The sequence below is a fragment of the Nocardioides sp. Z38_18 genome (assembly GCF_058215695.1).
Genome location: NZ_JBZAJE010000002.1, coordinates 379,592 through 398,681, shown reverse-complemented (window position 1 = coordinate 398,681; position 19,090 = coordinate 379,592). Strand labels below are relative to the sequence as shown.

Genomic DNA, 19,090 nt, shown 5'->3' with positions numbered 1-19,090 from the left:
GGCTAGTTGAGCATCAGTCGGCCCGCGGAGTGCGGCGGTGCTCCTCCAGGGTGGCGTCGAGCTCGGCGAAGAGGGCCTGGTTGAGGCGGAACGCCGCCTTCACCTCGTGCACCACCAGGGCCTTCTGCGCGGCGTCGAGCGGGGCGGCGTCGAGCCGGGCCCGGTAGGCGTCCTTGTAGGGCTTCGGCTTCGGGATCTGGGCGAAGTCGTAGAAGGCGATCCCGTGCCCGTCCTCGCCGAGGTCGAACTCGCGCTTGAGGATGCGTCCGATGGCCTGGCCGCCGGAGAGGTCGCCGAGGTAGCGGGTGTAGTGGTGGGCGACGAAGAGCCCTCCCCAGGACGCGGACGCCCGGACCCGCTCGGCGTAGTCGTCCGCGGCGGGGCTCGACACCGGGGCCGTGGGGTCGGTGCTCCAGAACGCGAGGTCGGCCTCGATCGCCTCCAGTCGTTCCAGGGCCGGGTCCGCCACCGCTGCGACCAGGGGGTCGGAGCCGTGCGTGCGGCCCACGTCCTCGAGCACCGCGTAGACGGTGCGCAGTCGCTTGAGGTAGCCGGCGTACCCCGCCTCGTCGACGCGGCCGGCGAGGAGCGCCGTCATGAACCTGGAGTCCTCGGCCTCCTGGTGCTCGACGCGCGAACCCTCGCGCATCGCCTGGGAGAGCGAGTCCGTCAGTAGGCCGGTCTCGTGGAGAACGCTCATCTGGACACCTTGTCGTCGTGGGCGGGTGGAGTTGCTGACGGACTGTCAGATCCAAGATGACAGTCTGTCACATAAACCCTCTAGTTAGGCAAGGCCATCCTAAGTTAGGGTAGCCTTCATTCGCGCTGAGAGACACCCTGCGCCGCCGACTGCTCCGCCTGTGCGGACCTGCCCGAGAACCGAGGACCCCCATTGCGCACGCCAACCCGCCCGCGTCCCGGGAGATCAGCTCCTCGGGTGGTGACCGCGGTGATCCTGGTCGCGGCGACGGTCGCGGGCTGTGGGGACACCGCGGCGAGCACCAGCGGGTCCGGGAAGGCCGCCCCCGAGCTCGCCTCGGTCTCCGCGCTGGAGGACCCGAGGCAGTGGAAGGGGCCCTCCACCGCCCGGCTCTCGCACCCGGACGTCGAGCCGGTCGCCGAGGACGCCGCGCCGGCACTGCCGGTCACGGTGACCGACGAGCAGGGCACCAGGGTCACCGTGAAGGACACCAGCCGGATCCTCGCGATCGACGTCTACGGCACCACGGCCCGCACCGTGGCCGAGCTGGGCCTGGGGGACCGGCTGGTCGGACGCGATGTCTCCACCCAGTTCGAGGAGGCCAAGGACCTGCCCCTGGTCACCGCCCACGGTCACGACCTCAGCGCGGAGTCGATCCTCGAGCTCGACCCGACCGTCATCCTCACCGACACCTCCCTGGGGCCGTGGGACGTGATCTTGCAGATGCGGGACTCGGGCATCCCGGTCGTGGTGCTCCCGGCCAAGAGGAGCCTGGAGAACCTGGACTCGTTCACCACCAAGGTCGCCGAGGCGCTCGGCGTCCCTGCCGCGGGGCAGGCCCTCGTGAAGCGGACCGAGTCGCAGGTCGCCAAGGTGCGGGCGGCGGTCGCAAAGGCTGCTCCCACCACCACCCGGGACAAGCTGCGCACGGTCTTCCTCTACGTGCGCGGCAAGAGCGGCGTCTACTACATGTTCGGCGAAGGCTCGGGAGCCGACTCGCTCATCGACTCCCTCGGGCTCTACAACGTGGCCGAGGAGATCGACTGGAACGGCATGAAGCCGGTCACCGACGAGGGCATCGTGGCCGCCCAGCCCGATCTCATCTTGATGATGTCCAACGGCTTGACCTCGGTCGGGGGAGTGGACGGCCTCCTGGACCGGCTGCCCGCGCTCGCCCAGACCCCGGCCGGCCAGAACCGCCGGGTGGTGGACATGCAGGACTCCCAGATCCTGGGCTTCGGTCCCCTCGTCGCGTCCGTGCTCAACGCGCTCGCCGTCGCGGTCTACGCCCCCGAGGCGGTGCAGTGAGCGTCCTGACGCGTCCCCGCGGATCGGTGCGGGCATCCGGCTCCTCGGGACAGCGGCTGCTCGCCCCCGGGTGGCTGTTCTCGGTGCTGGGCGTCGCGCTGGTGGTCGTCGTGGTCGCCGCCGCCGGGCGCGGACAGCTCGACATCCCTGCCTCGGAGGTGATCGGCTCGATCATGCGCCGGCTAGGCCTCGACCTGGGCCCGGTGCCGACCCACCCCCAGGGCGAGAACACCCTGTGGCAGGTGCGCTTCCCCCGGGTGGCGACCGCCCTGGTCGTGGGAGCCTCGCTGGCCAGCGCCGGGGCCCTGATGCAGGGCGTCTTCGGCAACCCCCTCGCCGAGCCCGCGGTGGTCGGGGTGTCCGCGGGTGCGGCGTTGGCCGCAGCTGCGGTGATCGTCTTCAACCTGGCCGTCTTCGGTGCCTGGACGACAGCGGCCTTCGCCTTCGTCGGAGGCCTGGTGACCACGCTCGTGGTCTACGTGATGTCGCGCGACGGTGGCCGTACGGAGGTGGTCACCCTGGTCCTGACCGGGATCGCGGTCAATGCGATGGCCAGCGCCGGGATGGCCCTGATGATGTTCCTCGGCGACACCCAGGCCCGCGAGGAGATCGTGTTCTGGACGCTCGGTTCCTTCAACGGCAGCCGCTGGGAGTACGTCGGGGTGATCGCGCCGCTGGCCGCGGTGGGGCTGGTCGGTGCCTGCCTGCTCGCCCGCCAGCTGGACCTGCTCTCCCTGGGTGACCGTGCCGCCCGCCACGTGGGTGTCGACGTCGAACGCCTGCGCCTGCTGGTCATCGTGCTGGTCGCGCTGCTCACCTCCGCGGCGGTGGCCTTCGCCGGCATCATCGCCTTCGTCGGGCTGGTGGTGCCGCACCTGGTGCGGATGCTGGTCGGCCCCGGGCACCGGGTGCTCGTGCCCGCGTGCGCCCTCGGCGGCGCGGTGCTGATGGTGCTCGCCGACCTGGGGGCGCGCACGCTGGTGGCCTACGCCGACCTGCCGATCGGCATGCTCACCGCGCTCGTCGGCGGTCCGTTCTTCTTCTGGCTGCTGCGCCGGACCCGGCGTACGTCGGGAGGCTGGTCGTGAACGGGCTGGCCATGGACGGGCTGGCCATGAACGGGCTGGAGGTGCGCGGACTCTCCGTGGTGCTCGCCGGCAACCCGGTGCTCACCGAGGTCGACCTCGACATCCGGCGCGGCGAGGTGGTCGTGCTCGTCGGCCCCAACGGTGCCGGGAAGTCCAGCGTCTTCGGGGCCGTGGCCGGCGACCTCGAGATCACGGCCGGCACGGCCCACCTCGACGGCGACCCGTTGCTCGGCGCCCCGGCGCGGGTGACCTCGCGGCGCCGGGCCGTGCTGCTCCAGGAGACCCACCTGGCGTTCGGGTTCCGCGTCAGGGACGTCGTGGCCATGGGGCGGACCCCGTGGCACCGCACGCCCGAGGAGGAGCGCGACGAGGACGTGGTCGAGGAGTCGATGCTCCGGGCCGACGTCACCGCCCTGGCCGAGCGGTTCTTCCCCTCGCTCTCCGGCGGTGAGCGCGCCCGGGCCTCGTTCGCACGGGTGCTCGCGCAGGAGACGCCACTGGTGCTGCTCGACGAGCCCACGGCAGCCCTCGACATCCGTCACCAGGAACAGGTCCTCGCCGTCGCCCGTGAGCTGGCCACGGCCGGCTGCGCAGTCGGGGTGGTGCTCCACGACCTGTCGCTCGCCGCAGCCTGGGCCGACCGGCTGTGCGTGCTCCACCGCGGCCGGGTGCGCGCGGTGGGGCCCCCCGAGGACGTGCTCCGCCCCGCCCTGCTGGAGGAGGTCTACGGGCATCCGGTGGACGTGGTCCGCCACGCGGGGCAGCTCCTCGTCGTACCCCTGCGCCGACACCTGGCCAGCAGTCCTGACCGCCCCGCCACGAAGGAGAACCCCCCATGCGTGCCCGCCCCCTGATCGCACTCGTGCCGCTCGCAGGCCTGGTGCTAGGCCTGCTGCTCCTGCCCGGCCCGCCGGCGAGCGCCGCCGCTCGCGTCACCGTCACCAACGACTTCGGGACCCGGAAGGTCGACCCGACGTACACCACCAGGCTGACGGTGAAGGGGGCCGGGTTCAGCTCGGTCCGCAACGGGTTCGGCGGGATCTACGTGGTCTTCGGCACCGTCTCCGGCAACTGGCGCCCCAGTGCCGACGGTGACGGCACCAGGCTCTACGTGCCGGACTCCCAGACCAAGGCCAACGCGGGCTACCAGCGCTTCGTCGCGTTCCCGGGGACGGAGACGGCCGAGTCGGCCAACGGGGGCACGCTCGGCGCCGACGGCAGTTGGTCGGTCACCATCAACGTCCCCGGCGCCACCTTCAAGACGGTGGACGCGAACAACCGCGTGCGGACCGTCGACTGCCGCAAGGTCAGGTGCGGGGTGATCACCTTCGGTGCGCACGGGGTCGACAACCGGGTCAACGAGACGTTCACGCCGGTCACGGTCGCCGACCTCCACCGTGGCTCCTCGGCGAAGACCTCCTCCCAGGCGGCGGGAACGAGCCAGCAGGCTGCTGCCGCCACCGACGAGGCAGGCACCAGCGCCGCAACGGTGCCCGGGACCGCAACGGCGCCCGGGACCGCGACGGCCGGGACCGCGACGGCCGGGACAGAAAAGGCTGGGACAGAAAAGGCGGGGACAGCCAAGGCAGCGGGAGGCGCAGCGAAGCTTGAGGTGGACCGGGCCTCGGCGGGAGCAGGCAAGATCCTTGCCTTCACCGCTGCCGGGATCCGTCCCGGTGCCCAGGTCAGCGCGGTGCTCGACGACGGCGATGCGGGGGCGGGGCCGTTCACCGCGGGAGCGACCGGCCAGGTGGCCGGGCTGCTCCAGGTGCCGGCGGACACCGCGCCCGGCACCCACGAGCTGCGACTGGTCGGGATCGAGGGTGCGCCGTCGGTCCGGTTCGCGGTCGCCTCGGACCAGGCCCGAGCCGAGTCCACCGACGGTGCCTCGTGGTGGGAGAAGGCCTTCGTCATCGCCGCGGCCCTCGTCCTGCTCGCGGCAGTGCTGCTCGCCGTACGTCGCGTCAGGAGGCGTCATGTCGCCGCGTGAACGCCGTACCGGACTCCGGATCGGGCTGGCCGGTCTCCTCGCCGGTCTCGTCGCTGCCTCGACCACCCTGGTCGGTGGGCCGGCCGCAGCCGCGGACGCCGCAGAGGCCACCACCCTGGAGAACGCCGTGCTCCGATGGGGCCTGAGCAACGAGGCCAACAACTCGGCGTGGGCGCCCGGGACCCAGAACTTCTTCTCGGCCGGCAAGGTGCCTAACCCGGGCCGGGGCGGCACCACCCTGGCCCGCGGGGACTGGCGCCAGTCCGTCGGCAACGTGGCGGTCGAGAAGTCGAACGGCAGCTCCTGGAAGCCGGCCACCTGGGCTGGGCTCTCCACCACTGCCGACGGAAGCCCCCTCGGCGCCCCGACCTCCGGGAAGTTCAGTGACCATCAGGTGGTCCTCTCCGGTGGCAGCGGCACCGTCGACCGGGTGGCGGGGACCGCGAAGCTCGAGTGGACCGGCGACTTCACCGTCCTCCTCTACTCCGGCATGTCGTTCTTCTACGTCTCCGACCCTGTGCTCGAGGTCGCCGAGGGGAAGGGCCGCCTCACCGCGACGTTGAGCGGCTACGGGTCCTCCCAGGACGACACCTCGCTCTGGGAGCCGCTCCCGGCCCAGCGGGTGACCCTGGCCGACCTGCCGGGGGTTGAGCTGGGCGAGGACGGGTTCACGGCCGACGCCGCCTACCGCGGCGTCACGGTGTCCGGCGTCGGACAGGAAGCCGGTGGGGCTGCCTTCGGGTCCTTCCCGCAGTCGTTCATCAGCTACATGAACCGCGTCGGCACGGCGGCGTACTGGTGCTCGACCGGTGCCTCCACGGACGCCTACAAGGTCGCGCTCCCGGTGACCGTCTCCTTCGGACCCGGGGCGGCCGCGCCGGTGCCCACCGCGCCTCCGGCCGCACCGGTCGTGGAGAACGCGGCGCCGCCGGCACCTGCTGTCGCGGCCGGCAGCGCGTCGGGTGCCTCCGGAGCGACCGCGAGCTCGTCGGTCGCGGGCACCTCCTCGGCGCAGCTCCCACCCAGCTCGACTCCGGTGCTGCCGGCACCAGTGCCCGTCGCCGGTGCAGAGGTGCTCCCGCCGATGGCTGCCGCGGTCGCCGCCACCTCCGGCCCCGGGGCTGCGGTGCCATTGCGACTCGTCGCCACCCCGCCGGCAGGTGCCGGCTCCGGGACGGGGAGCGCCTGGTGGGCGACCGGGCTGGGCCTGCTCGTCGTGGCCGGGCTGGTCACGCTCGCCACCCTCGGGCGCCGGCCCCTGTTCTTCCTCCGCACCGCCCAGCCGCGCCCTCGCGGCTGACCCACCCCTCTGAAAGGAACACCATGCCCGCCACCACCCCGAGGCTGCCACGCGCGCAGTCGCGGCGCCGTTCGCTGACCTGGGCCTCGGCCACCGTCACGGCGCTGGTCGCCTCGTCCCTCACCCTGACGGCGGCTCCGGCCTCGGCAGCCACGGCCGCTGCGCCGGTGCTGAAGTGGGAGATCTCGCAGCAGTTCGACGACCACCTCTCCACCCACGTGCTCAGCGGCGGGGCGCTCGAGGACGCCGACGGCGTCGTCACCTTCCCGGGCGGCACCACGACCGTCAGCTCCGACGCCGTCGTCACCACGACGTACGCGGGATCGGTCACCGGCGCGTTCGTGAACTCCGGGACCGAGTACTACCGGGTCACGATCGCGAACCCGACGGTCACCGTGAACGCCGACGGGAGCGGGAGCCTCAAGGCCGAGGTCTCGTCGAGGAACGCCGCCGGCATGGGCAGCTCCGAGGCCTCCACGGACCCGGCACAGGTGGTGGTGACCACGTTCGGGACCACCGGCACCGTGGCCGACACCGGCGGGTACCGGACGCGCACCACCACGCCGGCCTGGGACGGGGTCCTGCCCGCCGGCAGCGCGGATGCGACCAGGCTCGAGCTGGCCGAGGGCACCCCAGTGGACGGCAAGTCCTTCGCCCCCTCCTTCCTGGGTCAGCTGACCAAGGGTGTGCGCGCACACTTCCATGCGACCAGCGCGACCGCGGAGAAGAAGAGGCCGGCGCAGATCGTCGCGCAGCTGGGAGCCCCCGACGTCACCGCAGCGATCACCTCGCAGAGCCCGACCGGAGGTGTGCAGGTCAAGGTCTCGGGGATCGGCTTCAGCCCCGGGTCGAACCCGGGTGACGACGGCGTCTACGTCGGGGTGGCCCCCTCGGGCGGCCTCCCGGACGTGTCGGACCGGGAGCACGGGATGGCCTCGTTCGTCGCCGTCGACTGGGTCAGTGGCAGCCAGATCACCGCCGGCGAGTTCACCAGGGCCCTGACGGTCCCGGCCGCCAAGCTCGACCGCAGCAAGCGCTACTCGGTCTACACCTGGCGCGCGCACAGCTACTCCGACGCCAGCCAGGACACCGAGACCCCGCTGGCGATCGACTACTCCGCCCTCCGCTCCGCGGCAGCCGTCTCGATCAGCGGACCCGCCAGCTTTGCGCTGGCCACCTCCCCGGCGTACGTCGTCAAGGTCGCCTCCGGGACCGGGACCGTCCGGCTGAGCGGCGCGGGGACGGCCCGGACGGCGACGCTGTCCGGCGGGACCGCCCGGTTCGTGCTGCCGAAGAACCTGTGGGCCGGCGCGCGGGTGCTCACCTTCAGCTACAGCGGGGACGCGGTGCGCAAGCCCGCCACGGTCACCCGCAGGGTCGTGATCGCCAAGGGCGCCACGGTGCTCAGCCACGCCGTGGCCCGACGCGCCACCAAGAAGCAGGCCGGCATCCTCACCGTCGCCGTACGTCCCGCCCGGGCGGGTTCGCCCGCGGCGAGCGGCAAGGTGCAGGTCGTGCTCAGCAAGGGCAAGAAGCGCCGCGTGGTCACCAGCGGCTGGTTCGCCAGCGGCCGGGTCAACATCGCCCTGCCGAAGGTGGCCAAGGGCAGGTGGAAGGCACAGCTGAGGTACCTCGGCTCCGGCAACTACCTTCCCTCGTCGGGGAGCCGGACGCTGACGGTCACCCGGAGGTAGCCCGCCTGGTCCGGTTGCCGATCAGGACCTGACCCCGACACCTCGCAGCACGAACGCCTCCACGGCGTCCGCGTCGAGGTGTCGGGGTTGCAGGCACGCGTGCACCAGGGACACGGCGGCCGAAAGGTCCGTGCGGGCGAACACGCCCGAGTCCATCCCCTCGACCAGGATCTCGCGGAGCACGTCCTCGAGCGCCACCACATGCTCACGGATCGCACCCGCGGACTCGCGCGAGAGCATGCTGTAGAGCTCCGGCCCCAGCCCGAGATGGAAGTCCTGGGCCGCGGTCCCGTGGTGGCGGACATAGGTACGCAGGCGCTCGACCGGGTCCTCGACACCGGCCAGCTCCATCTCGAGCCGATTGAGGTAGCGCGTGGTCTCGTCCGCAGCGAAGGCCACGACCACAGCGTCCTTGTCGGCGAAGTGGTTGTAGATCACCGTGCGCCCGATCCCCGCCGCAGCGGCGAGGTCCGCCATCGTGAGGGCATCGAAACCGCGTTCGGCGAGCAGCTGCTCGAACGCCGCGAAGACGCGACGGCGAATCTGCAGCCGGTGCTCCTCGAGGGTGGCACCGATGATCTTGGGCATCAGGCGAATCTACGCCTCTGGTCCTCGCGAGGGCGCAGGACGACCGTCAGGCGTCGTCGTTGTTCGGGTCCTCGGGATCGCTGAACGGCGCCGGCTCGTTGTCGTCGTAGTCGTCGCTGTCCTTGAACTGCCCGCGCTCCACGTCGAAGTCGCGTGGGGTGTTGTCCACCTCGACGTTGTCGGGGCGGTTCTCCGGGTCGAGGCGGCGCTCGCGCTCCTCCTCGATCTCCTTCTTGGTCTCCTCGTCGGGCTCGGACTCGACGTCGAGCCCGGTGCCGGAGTCCTCGTTCTCGTCGGTCGTGCTCTCGTCCTTGGTGTCCGAATCGCTCATGTGCCCTCCGAGTTCGTGTCCGACATCGATATCGGGGTGCTTCACACGATGTCAACGGCGCGTCCGCGGTGCACGGCTAGACAGGTGGGCCAGGGTGCGGCTCAGATGCGGGGGACGATGCCGCCCAGCAGGTCGCCCATCCGGGTCGCGGCGGACCGGCCGGCCTCGAGCACCTCGGCGTGGTTGAGCGGCTCCCCGGTGATACCGGCGGCCAGGTTGGTGACCAGGCTGATGCCGAGCACCTCCATCCCGGCCTCCCGGGCAGCGATCGCCTCGAGCGTCGTACTCATCCCGACCAGGGTGCCGCCGATGGCGCGGATCATCCCGATCTCCGCCGGGGTTTCGTAGTGCGGGCCGGGGAGCTGCACGTAGACGCCCTCGTCGAGGGTCGGCTCGGCCTCGCGGCACAGCTCGCGCAGGCGCGCGCTGTAGAGGTCGGTGAGGTCGACGAAGTTCGCACCCTCGATCGGCGAGGTCGCGGTGAGGTTGATGTGGTCCGAGATCAGCACGGGCGTGCCGGGGGACCAGCGCTCGTCGAGCCCGCCGCAGCCGTTGGTGAGCACGACCGTGTGGCAGCCGGCCGCCGCAGCGGTGCGTACGCCGTGGACGACCGGGCGCACGCCGAGCCCCTCGTAGAAGTGGGTCCGCCCCAGGAACACCAGGAGGTTGCGGTCCCCGGAGCGCACCGAGCGGATCTTGCCGGCATGCCCGGCCACCGCCGGCGGCGCGAACCCGGGCAGGTCGGTGGAGCTGATCTCCGCGGTGGACTCACCCAGTGCGTCGACCGCGGGCAGCCATCCCGACCCCATCACCAGGGCGACGTCGTGCCGCGCGACGCCGGTCTTCTCGGCGAGCACGCGGGCGGCTTCCTCAGCGGCTTCGGTGTAGGTCTGGGTCACGACACGGAGCCTAGTTGGTGGCTCAGCCGCCGAAGTTGGAGCGGCAGGGGCGGGAGCGCAGGGCGCTGACGTAGTCGGCGGGGGCGTCGGCGGCCTCGGCCGCGTCGGCGAGGGTGCCGAGGTAGGTGGCCGAGGGGAGGCCGCCCTCGAACGCGTCGAGCACGTAGACCCAGACGACGACCTCCTGGTCCATCGTGGAGACCCGCACCTTGGTCTTGCGGTAGAGGCCGGTGTCCGCGGACTCCCAGCCGTCGAGCGCGTGCACGTCCTCGTCGGTGACGTCGTAGATCGCCACGAAGACCTGCTCGAAGGGATCCTGGACGATCGTGGTGAGCGCGCCGTCCCAGCCGTGCTCCTCGCCGCCGAAGGTGAGACGCCACCCGATCAGCCAGCCGGTGCCGCGCAACGGGGAGTGCGGGCACCGCTCGCCCATCCGCGCGGGATCGAGGTTGGTCCCGTAGGCGGCGTACAGGGTCATCGAGCTCCTTGCGGGATCAGACAGCGGCGTGTCACCCGGCAAGACTAAGGGGCGCCACCGGACGGGCGGACATGCGACACAATGAGGTGGTGACGACACCTCACTTCGGGCAGGCGAACCGCGTCGTGATCATCGGCGGCGGACCGGGCGGCTACGAGGCGGCGCTGGTCGCGGCGCAGCTCGGGGCCGAGGTCACCGTGGTCGACAGCGACGGGCTGGGCGGCTCGGCGGTGATCACCGACTGCGTCCCGAGCAAGACGCTGATCGCCACCGCCGAGCTGATGACCGACCTCGCCGGCGCCCCCGAGCTCGGCGTCAGCTTCGAGGACCGGCAGGGCGACGCCGCGCACCAGGTGGTCGTCGACCTCGCCCGGGTCAACAAGCGGGTGCTCCGGCTCGCCGGCGACCAGTCGGCCGACATCGGCCGGCGCCTCGAGCGCGAGGACGTCAAGGTGCTGGTCGGCCGCGGCCGGCTCCGCGGTCCCTCCACCGTCGAGGTCGAGCTGCCCGACGGCGGCACCGAGACCCTCGAGGCCGACGCCGTGCTGCTCGCGACCGGCGCGGCCCCGCGGACGCTGCCGACCGCCCAGCCCGACGGGGAGCGGATCCTCACCTGGGAGCAGGTCTACGACCTCACCGAGACCCCCTCGAAGCTGATCGTGGTCGGCTCGGGGGTCACCGGGGCGGAGTTCGCCAGCGCCTACATGGCTCTCGGCATCGAGGTCGTCCTGGTCTCCTCGCGCGACCGGGTGCTGCCCGGGGAGGACGCCGACGCGGCGACCGTCCTCGAGGACGTGCTGACCAGGCGCGGCATGCAGGTCCTCTCCAGGTCGCGGATGGAGTCGGTGACCCGCGAGGGCGACGAGGTCACGGTGAAGCTGACCGACGGGCGCACCGTGACCGGGTCCCACTGCCTGCTGGCGCTCGGCTCGATCCCCAAGACCGACGACCTGGGCCTGGAGGAGGCCGGCGTACGGGTCGACGACGGCGGCTTCGTGATGGTCGACCGCGTCTCGCGCACCACCGCGCGCGGGGTGTACGCCGCCGGCGACTGCACCGGCGTGCTGATGTTGGCCAGTGTCGCGGCGATGCAGGGCCGGATCGCGATGCGGCACGTTCTCGGCGACGCGGTCACCCCGATCGAGCTCAAGCAGGTCTCCTCCAACGTGTTCACCGCCCCCGAGATCGCCACCGTCGGCTGGTCGCAGAAGGCCGTCGACGAGGGGGAGATCCAGGCCGAGTGCGTGCGCCTCGACCTCGCCGGCAACCCCCGGGCCAAGATGCAGGGCGTGCACGACGGCTTCGTGAAGCTGTTCAGCCGGCCTGACACCGGGATCGTCGTCGGCGGGGTGGTGGTGGGGCCGCGGGCCAGCGAGCTGATCCACCCGATCTCGATCGCGGTCGCGGAGTCGTTGACCGTGGACCAGCTGGCGCACGCCTTCACCGTCTACCCCTCGATGAGCGGCTCGGTCGCCGAGGCCGCGCGAAGGCTGCACCACTCGCCCGTCTGATCCTCACCGGGTTTTCCAAAAGCGGACAAATGCCGCGCAAGAAGCGGTGATACTGACCGGGTTCCTGTTCTCGACGGGTCACCGGGGTCACGATGTCTTCCATTGCACACCGCTTCCGGGTCACGGCCGCAGGAGTCGTGGTGCTCGCCACGGCGGCGGCCGGCGCCCTCGCTCCGAGCCCTGCCCACGCGGCGGCTCGCGCGGTCTCCGAGAGCTACCAGGTCCCGGCGAACGGCAAAGTGTCGGTGACCGGTCACGGCTTCGGCCACGGCCGCGGGATGTCGCAGTACGGCGCCCAGGGGGCCGCCAAGCAGGGGCTCGATCACCGCCGGATCCTCGCGTTCTACTACCCGGGGACCACGCCCGCGACGGCTGGCGGGACGATCCGCGCGCTCATCTCCGCCGACACCGACAACGACGTCCGGGTGCTCCCCGCCGCCAGGCTCGCGGTCCGCGAGGTGGCCAGCGGCACGTCGTACGCGCTGCCCGCGATCGCCGGCCTCAAGACCTGGCGGCTCCGCACGGTCGGCGCCAACACCGTGCTGGACTACGACAACGGCGCCTGGCGCGCGCACCGCACGCTGAAGGGTGAGGCCGAGTTCCACGGCCCCGCCGCCCTCACGCTCCGGGTCGCCGGCACCACCCGCACCTACCGCGGCACCCTGCGACTGAGCCGCTCCGACACGGTCAACGTGGTCAGCCTGGAGGACTACGTGCGCGGCGTGGTCCCGCGCGAGATGCCCACCTCTTGGGCGCCCGCGGCCGTGCAGGCGCAGGCCGTCGCCGCGCGCACGTACGCCGCCCGCGACCGGGCCGACAACCTGAACCGGCACTACCAGACCTGCGACACCACCTCCTGCCAGGTGTACGGCGGACTGGCCGCCGAGGACGCGCGCGGCAACGCCGCCGTCGCCGCGACCGCCGGCCAGATCCTCGCCCACCAAGGCAAGCCCGCGTTCACGCAGTTCGGCTCCAGCAGCGGCGGCTGGCTCGCCGCCGGGAACATGCCGTACCTCGTCGCCAAGGCCGACCCCTACGACGGACACAGCGGCAACCCGGTGCACACCTGGACCAAGTCGCTGACCCGCGCGGCGATCCAGAAGGCCTATCCGGGGGTGGGCACCCTGCAGCGGATCAAGGTCACCCGCCGCGACGGCAACGGCGACTGGGCCGGCCGGGTGGAGCAGTTGGTCCTCGACGGCAGCAAGAGCAACGTCACCCTCAGCGGGACCACCTTCCGCTCGAAGTTCGGTCTGCGCTCGCACTGGTTCCGGTTCGGCTCCGGTGCGACCGGTTCGGTCACCCCGCCGCGAGCGGTGACGCCGCCGCGAGCGGTCACGCCCGCTCCGGAGTCCGCGATCACGAAGCGCTGGCGCGCCCTCGGCGGCAACCGCTCGGTGCTCGGCAAGCCGAAGGGCCCGGAGTACGCCGTGCCCGGCGGCCGCGCCCGGAACTTCAAGAAGGGCCGCATCTACGCCAGGAACGGCGTGGCCGCCCGCGAGCTGCGAGGCAAGTTCGTCAAGGTCTACGCCCGCCGCGGCGGTCCCGCCCGCCTCGGCTTCCCGGTCACATCCCAGCAGCGGGTCGGCAAGCGCCTCCAGGTCCGCTTCGAGCGCGCCGTGATGTCGGTGAAGAAGAACGGCAAGGGGAAAGTGCGGGTGGTCCTCACTCGGTAGCGGGGGCGGCGCGCGTGACGTCGCGGGGCTGGCGCACGGCTGAGTCTCGATGCGGCTCGTCGGCAGATCCGCGGCGATGCTTACGCGGGAAGCGCCATCAGGGTCAGATGACAAACCCTCCAGTCACCCCTACCCCTCCCGTCGTACATACGCCCCAGGGGGCACGCCGACGAGTTCGGTGAACTCGCGGGTGAAGTGGGCCTGGTCGAACCACCCGTAGGTGGCGGCGAGGTCGGCCAGGGAGTCGGCGTACCCGGCGTCGAGCGCGGTGACCACGTCGTGCATCCGGTAGCGGGACAGGACCCACTTGGGGCTGACGCCGACGTAGCGCTCGAAGAGTCGTTGCAGGGAGCGCGTGCCCACGCCGCAACGCTGCTCGACCTGGGCGACGCGGATCAGGGAGCGGTCCTCGAGCATCGCCGTGATCACGTCGAGAAGGAGCTGATACTCCGGAGAGGGCGTCGTGGCGATGCGGCTGAGGACCTCGTCGAAGGTGTGGCGGCATTCCTCGCCCGAGTGGTCGGGCCCGAGGCCGGCGAGCGGCGCGGTGATCGTGGGGTCGAGGACATCATGCGCCGGCACAGTGGCGTCGCGCAGCGGCCGCGCCGGCCTGCCGGTGAGGGCGGCCAGCCCGCCGGGGCGGAACTTGGCGGCGTACACCCAGCCCTGGTCGCGGATCGTCACGTCGAAGCGCCGGGTCACCACCCCGGTGACCACCACGGGTTCCTCCCCGACCTCCGCGCGCCGGTCGCCGCGCTCGACGCTCAGGTTGCAGGCAGGGTGGGGGAGCGTGGAGCTCAGGTAGGAGGTGCCGGGCGGCAGCTCCCAGCGCAGCGACCAGTAGTTCTCCACCCAGGGCGCCAGGTCGGGGGCACAGACGGCGCGCTCGAGGTGCGCGTGTCGGGCGAACTGGTCGGGGCGCAGCACCCCCGCGGTGGTCGCCGTCGGGGCGGGGCCTGTCGCCTTTCTCCTATCGCGCACCCCTCGGATCCTAGGAGGCTGCAGGGACACACCCGAGACGAAGGAGACTCCCGATGAGCGCCGCACGGCTGGCCATGATGACTCTCGATTGCGCCGATCCCGAGGAAAGCGCCCGGTTCTGGTCCGGCCTGCTCGGCTGGGAGGTGAAGCACGCGGAGAAGGAGTACGCGATGCTCACCGGCCCCGACCTGGCCCTCGGCTTCGGCCGCGTCGAGGGGTACGCCGCCCCCGGCTGGCCCAACGAGAACGGCAGCAAGCAGTTCCACCTCGACCTGGCCGTCGACGACCTCGACGAGGCCGAGCGGGCCGCCGTCGAGCTCGGCGCCACACTCGCCGACCCGCAGCCGGGGGAGACCTGGCGCGTGCTGCTCGACCCGTCGGGCCACCCGTTCTGCCTGACGAAGGCCGAGAACTGGGGGTAGCGGCGCAGCCGTCTCGAAGGGCGTGCGTGGCGCCTAAAGTCCCGCCTCCAGGGCCTACTTCGAAGTAACCTGAAGGTCATGACCACCCAGGCGCACGACCCCGCGGAGTTCCTGCCGCGCCGTCGACCGTCGCAGGAACGCAGCCGCCGGCGCTTCCACGACATCCTGCGGGCCGCGCGGGCGCTGCTGGTCGAGGTCGGGTTCGAGTCGTTCACCTCCGAGCAGGTGGCGCTGCGGGCAGGCGTGCCGATCGGGACGCTCTACCAGTTCTTCGGCAACAAGTACGCCATCATCTGCGAGCTCGACCGCCTCGACACCGCCAACGTGCAGGCCGAGCTGGAGGCGTTCGCGGCCGAGATCCCCAGCCTGGACTGGGCGCAGCTGCTGGAGCGGCTGCTCGACCACCTCGCCCTGCTGTGGCGCACGGACCCGTCGCGGCGCGCGGTCTGGCTGGCGATGCAGGCCACCCCGCCGACCCGGGCGATCGCCGCCGAGCACGAGCGCGAGCTCGCGGCGCACGTCACCCGACTGCTCGCCCCGCTCACGCCGGGCTCCAAGATCGCCGACCGTCAGGTGATCGCGGAGGTGCTCGTGCACGTCACCTACTCGATGCTGAACTTCTCGATCCGCGACGGGCAGTCGCACCCCGACGCGGTGGTCCAGCTCAAGACGATGCTGACCGGCTACCTGATGGCCGCCGAGGCCGAGGCTGCGAAGAAGAAGCTCTCGACCAGCTGACTCAGGCCGGTTCGTAGAGCCGGGAGCGAGGGTTCATCGCGCCCGAGACGACGTAGTAGACGTTCGTCCCGACGAACAGCACGACGGCCGTGGCCACGAGCAGGACCTGGGTCAGCACGGGGACGAGGTCGATCGGGAGCGAGTACGCCATCACCCACCGCAGCGCCGCGTCGGCCAGGGTGCCGACGCCCCACGCCAGGCTGGCCACGCGCCACATCCGGCGGAAGCGTGGTGCCCGGTGCCAGTGGCGCTCCCAGTCAGGAGGCCAGCCGAAGCGCCCTTCTCCCACCGCGCGGGCAAAGGAGTAGGCCAGCGGGCGCGGTGCGATCCGGCAGCTTGCGATGAACCAGACCCCGGCGACCCCGGTGAGCCACGCCTCCCGCGCCAGCAGGAACCGTGGGCTGCCGCCGACCAGCGCCACCAGCGTGCTCAGCAGCATCATGGTCGCCATGAACGCGGCGACGCCGTTGAGCCGGCGGCCCCGGACCAGGCTGACCGCGGCGCTCACCAGCGAGGCCCCCGCGCCCACGAGCAGGGCGAGGTAGGCGCTCACCCCGGCAGCACGCAGGAGGTAGAAGAACGCCACCGGCACCACGAAGTCGAGCACCACGAGCAGCACACGCAGCCAGCGCGGACGGGTGCTGCTCCGCTCCGCGGCCGGCGTGCTCATGACGCGCCCGGTCCGTCACCCCGCACCCCGCGGACGTAGAGCTCGACCAGCTCGGTCGCGTGCAGGTCGGGGTCCAGGTCGGGCTGCGCCGCGAGCAGGAAGGCGAATCCCTCGATGGAGCGCTGGACGGCGGCGGCCACAGGGACCACGTCGAAGTCACGGAACTCGCCGGTCGACTGGCCGTGACGCAGCAGCCCCTCGAGCGGGGTGCTGGTCTGCTCCCCGGTGGGGACTGCGCCGGCGGCAGCGCCGGAGAGCACGATCTGCATCAGGGCCTGCATCTGGGAGCGGTGGCCGGCGATGAACTCGACGCTGCCGGTGATGTAGGCGCGCAGGATGCCGGTGGCGTTGGGGACCCCCCTGGCCTCTGCGTCGCGCTCGGCCGTCTCGATGTGCCCGGCGACGTACGCGGTGATGTCCTCGAGCACCGTCCGGGTCACGGCGCCGATCAGCTCGTCCTTGTCGGCGAAGTGGTAGGAGATCAGCCGGGTGCTGGAGAGCCCGGCCCGGTCCGCGATCCGGCTGAACGAGGCCTGGCCGAGCCCGAGCTCGGCGATCACCTCGATGGTCGCCGCGACGATCTGGGCCCGCCTGGCCGTCGCGGCGGGGGAGCGGGTCTCGCCGGACTCTGTTACTCGCATGAGTAAAAAGTTACTCGCGTGAGTAACGGCAGTCAACGCCCCCGGGGTCAGCGCTCCTCGACCACCGCGCCCACGCCGGAGTTCCAGCCGGCGTCGACCCCGGTCACGATTGCGGTGTCGGGGATCTGCCCGGTCGGGACCAGCTGCCTGGCCGGCACCCAGCCCCCGGTCAGGGTGGGTGCGTCGGCGACCCCGGCCCCGATCAGCCGGGCGACGCTGGAGCGCACCTCGTGCACGTCGATCACCTCGTCGATCGACCCCACCTTCGCGGCGCGATGCACGTCGTGGACCTCGTCGAACTTCCGGGCCAGGGCGGCCCGCTCGCGGCGGTGCACGGCAACGGGGTCCTGGGACGGGTCCTCGGCCATGGCGGCGGCCTCGCGCTTCTTCAGCTCCCCGGCGAAGACCACGCCGGCCGCGGCGTCACCGCCGATCACCGAGACGAACGCACCGTCGAGGGCGAGGATCCGCACGTCGGGGTTGAGCGCCTTGGAGAACACCACGTAGGCCCCACCGTGGAAGCGCCCGAGGACCACGACCACCAGAGGGCCCTCGAAGTTGGTGACCGCGCGGGCGATCTCCGCGCCGAACTCGAGCTGGCGGCCCTTCATCGAACGGGCGCTGCCGTCGAAGCCCGACAGCGAGGCGAGCACCACGACCGGGCGGTTGCCGGACGCGGCGTTGATCGCCTTGGCGACCTTGCGCGAGCCCTCCGGGTGCAGCGTGGAGGCGGAGAGCCAGTGGTCGCCGGTGTCGGACTTCACCGGCCGTGCCTCGATCCCGACCACGGAGACCGGTGAGCCACCGATCCGGCTGTCCCACACGATGGTGCCGCGTGCGTCGGCCATGTCGGTCCAGCGCTCGAGCACGGGGGCGTCGCGGTCCACGACCGAGCCCATCACCAGGCGCATCGCGAAGGCCTGCTTGCGGCCCGGGTGGGTGACCTTGTCGAGCACCTCGCCGATGGTCTCGAACGGCTCGGTCTCGGTGTAGCGGTCCGAGGTGATGTCGCGGTCCAGCGGGTCGTTGGACGCGACCGCAGGGGCCTGGCCGTCGCGACGACGGCTGCACAGGGAGTGGTGGGAGAACACCATCCGGTAGGCGTCGATCATCGTGGCCGCCTTGTGGTGGGCCTGCCCGTTGGGGCCCATCACCTCGTCGTACCCGCCGATGTGGGCGTCGGTCGCGTGGGTGCCGCCACCGGACAGGGCCAGCGCGCGCTTGCCGGTGAGCACCATCGCCTGGTCGGGCAGCATGATCAGCATGCCCTTGTGGTGCCCGAGCATGGTGGCCTCGGCGTTCCAGTAGGACTGCGCGCCGACGTTGATCCCGCTCACCACGACGACGACCTGGCCGCCACCCTGGGTGAACGTGATCAGGCGCGCGACCACCGCCGCGCACCAGTCCATGTTCTCGGTGCCGGAGTCCCAGGCGATGCGGGCGCCCGCGGAGATCGCCACCCACTCCAGGGGTACGCCGAGCCGCTCGGCCAGGTCGATGGCGGCGAGGATCCGCCGGCACTCGGCCTCGGCGACCGCACCCATCGAGCGACCGGGGTCGCCGCCGATCCACACGCGCGAGATGCCGTCGGGGTGGCCGTCGACGACGTGGGTCATCACGCCGATCATCACCCCGCACTCCCGCTGGTGACCCGGCTCGACGCGCACCAGCCTGTCCCCGGGAGAGGGGTTGGCGAACATCGCGGGGGTCTCGGCGAGGTCGTACTCCACAAATGTGCCGCTGCGCGCGGACGGCCCGAGACGGGGGTCGGCGTGCGGGCCGCAGACGAGGTCGACGACCGCCTGCGGGGACAGGGGACGGGGACCGCGCAGGTTCACCGGAGCGGGCTTCGAGGCGCGCACCGGTGTCACCAGGGCGACCAGGTGACCGGGCTCGACGACGTCGCCGACCGTGCAGGACAGCGCCACGGTGCCGTCGACGGGAGCGACCAGCGTCTGCTCGCACTTCATCGTCTCGGTGATCAGGATGCCCTGGCCCTCGCGGACCCGCTCGCCGTCGGCGACCAGGGTCCGCACGACCAGGCCGGGCAGCGTGGTGGTGACGTGGTGGGACAT

At 71.9% G+C, this 19,090-nt stretch carries 19 protein-coding genes; 10 read left to right on the top strand and 9 right to left on the bottom strand.

What is annotated here, in order from left to right:
* Positions 1-13 precede the first annotated feature (13 nt).
* Positions 14-700, bottom strand: a complete 687-nt coding sequence (locus tag AC4BGC_RS12975) for a biliverdin-producing heme oxygenase (protein ID WP_490556176.1) — start codon at positions 698-700, stop codon at positions 14-16.
* Between the two features lie 240 nt (positions 701-940).
* Between AC4BGC_RS12975 and AC4BGC_RS12970 the strand changes: the two genes are divergently transcribed.
* Genes AC4BGC_RS12970 through AC4BGC_RS12945 form a run of 6 tightly spaced genes read left to right on the top strand, consistent with a single transcriptional unit; the run spans position 941 to position 8,080 of the window.
* Positions 941-2,008, top strand: coding sequence for a heme/hemin ABC transporter substrate-binding protein (locus AC4BGC_RS12970; protein WP_490556175.1), 1,068 nt, complete (start codon positions 941-943; stop codon positions 2,006-2,008).
* The gene (locus tag AC4BGC_RS12965) at positions 2,005-3,096 is read left to right on the top strand and encodes a FecCD family ABC transporter permease (RefSeq protein WP_490548021.1); all 1,092 of its coding nucleotides are present in this window, start codon (positions 2,005-2,007) and stop codon (positions 3,094-3,096) included. Before AC4BGC_RS12970 ends, AC4BGC_RS12965 begins: the two co-directional genes overlap by 4 nt.
* Positions 3,093-3,950 carry a heme ABC transporter ATP-binding protein gene (locus AC4BGC_RS12960; protein ID WP_490556174.1) on the top strand — a complete coding sequence of 286 codons (858 nt, stop codon included), beginning with the start codon at positions 3,093-3,095 and terminating at the stop codon, positions 3,948-3,950. Before AC4BGC_RS12965 ends, AC4BGC_RS12960 begins: the two co-directional genes overlap by 4 nt.
* Entirely contained in the window at positions 3,932-5,086 is a 1,155-nt protein-coding gene (locus AC4BGC_RS12955; protein WP_490556173.1) for a hypothetical protein, read from the top strand. The genes AC4BGC_RS12960 and AC4BGC_RS12955 overlap by 19 nt, the downstream gene beginning before the upstream one ends.
* Positions 5,073-6,386 carry a hypothetical protein gene (locus AC4BGC_RS12950; RefSeq protein WP_490556172.1) on the top strand — a complete coding sequence of 438 codons (1,314 nt, stop codon included), beginning with the start codon at positions 5,073-5,075 and terminating at the stop codon, positions 6,384-6,386. Before AC4BGC_RS12955 ends, AC4BGC_RS12950 begins: the two co-directional genes overlap by 14 nt.
* A 23-nt stretch (positions 6,387-6,409) precedes the next feature.
* A complete protein-coding gene (locus AC4BGC_RS12945; RefSeq protein ID WP_490556171.1) occupies positions 6,410-8,080 on the top strand; it encodes a hypothetical protein in 1,671 nt (556 codons plus the stop codon).
* 21 nt (positions 8,081-8,101) lie between these two features.
* On the opposite strand, the gene AC4BGC_RS12940 is transcribed toward AC4BGC_RS12945, so the two are convergent.
* From AC4BGC_RS12940 to AC4BGC_RS12925, 4 genes are all read right to left on the bottom strand, one after another.
* Positions 8,102-8,668: a TetR/AcrR family transcriptional regulator gene (locus AC4BGC_RS12940; protein WP_490548028.1), complete on the bottom strand. Its 567-nt coding sequence runs from the start codon at positions 8,666-8,668 to the stop codon at positions 8,102-8,104.
* Positions 8,669-8,714: 46 nt separating this feature from the next.
* Positions 8,715-8,999: a hypothetical protein gene (locus AC4BGC_RS12935; protein WP_490556170.1), complete on the bottom strand. Its 285-nt coding sequence runs from the start codon at positions 8,997-8,999 to the stop codon at positions 8,715-8,717.
* Positions 9,000-9,100: 101 nt separating this feature from the next.
* Positions 9,101-9,898, bottom strand: a complete 798-nt coding sequence (locus AC4BGC_RS12930) for a purine-nucleoside phosphorylase (RefSeq protein ID WP_490548030.1) — start codon at positions 9,896-9,898, stop codon at positions 9,101-9,103.
* 22 nt (positions 9,899-9,920) lie between these two features.
* Positions 9,921-10,376: a gamma-glutamylcyclotransferase family protein gene (locus AC4BGC_RS12925; protein ID WP_490548031.1), complete on the bottom strand. Its 456-nt coding sequence runs from the start codon at positions 10,374-10,376 to the stop codon at positions 9,921-9,923.
* Positions 10,377-10,465: 89 nt separating this feature from the next.
* On the opposite strand from AC4BGC_RS12925, the gene AC4BGC_RS12920 reads away from it, so the two are divergent.
* Positions 10,466-11,887, top strand: a complete 1,422-nt coding sequence (locus AC4BGC_RS12920) for an NAD(P)H-quinone dehydrogenase (protein WP_490548032.1) — start codon at positions 10,466-10,468, stop codon at positions 11,885-11,887.
* 92 nt (positions 11,888-11,979) lie between these two features.
* Positions 11,980-13,563, top strand: coding sequence for a SpoIID/LytB domain-containing protein (locus AC4BGC_RS12915; RefSeq protein ID WP_490556169.1), 1,584 nt, complete (start codon positions 11,980-11,982; stop codon positions 13,561-13,563).
* Between the two features lie 129 nt (positions 13,564-13,692).
* On the opposite strand, the gene AC4BGC_RS12910 is transcribed toward AC4BGC_RS12915, so the two are convergent.
* On the bottom strand, positions 13,693-14,544 hold the full coding sequence (locus AC4BGC_RS12910) for an AraC family transcriptional regulator (protein ID WP_490556168.1): 852 nt from the start codon (positions 14,542-14,544) through the stop codon (positions 13,693-13,695).
* 53 nt (positions 14,545-14,597) lie between these two features.
* Here AC4BGC_RS12910 and AC4BGC_RS12905 point away from each other — a divergent pair, with 53 nt between their 5' ends.
* A complete protein-coding gene (locus tag AC4BGC_RS12905; RefSeq protein WP_490556165.1) occupies positions 14,598-14,966 on the top strand; it encodes a VOC family protein in 369 nt (122 codons plus the stop codon).
* 78 nt (positions 14,967-15,044) lie between these two features.
* On the top strand, positions 15,045-15,704 hold the full coding sequence (locus AC4BGC_RS12900; RefSeq protein ID WP_490548036.1) for a TetR/AcrR family transcriptional regulator: 660 nt from the start codon (positions 15,045-15,047) through the stop codon (positions 15,702-15,704).
* 1 nt (position 15,705) lies between these two features.
* Here the strand turns inward: AC4BGC_RS12900 and AC4BGC_RS12895 are convergent, their stop codons facing one another.
* Genes AC4BGC_RS12895 through AC4BGC_RS12885 form a run of 3 tightly spaced genes read right to left on the bottom strand, consistent with a single transcriptional unit; the run spans position 15,706 to position 19,090 of the window.
* A complete protein-coding gene (locus AC4BGC_RS12895; protein ID WP_490548037.1) occupies positions 15,706-16,374 on the bottom strand; it encodes a VC0807 family protein in 669 nt (222 codons plus the stop codon).
* Positions 16,371-17,015: a TetR family transcriptional regulator gene (locus AC4BGC_RS12890; protein ID WP_490556163.1), complete on the bottom strand. Its 645-nt coding sequence runs from the start codon at positions 17,013-17,015 to the stop codon at positions 16,371-16,373. Before AC4BGC_RS12890 ends, AC4BGC_RS12895 begins: the two co-directional genes overlap by 4 nt.
* 47 nt (positions 17,016-17,062) lie before the next feature.
* Complete coding sequence (locus tag AC4BGC_RS12885) at positions 17,063-19,090, bottom strand: carboxyl transferase domain-containing protein (protein WP_490548039.1); 2,028 nt, start codon at positions 19,088-19,090, stop codon at positions 17,063-17,065.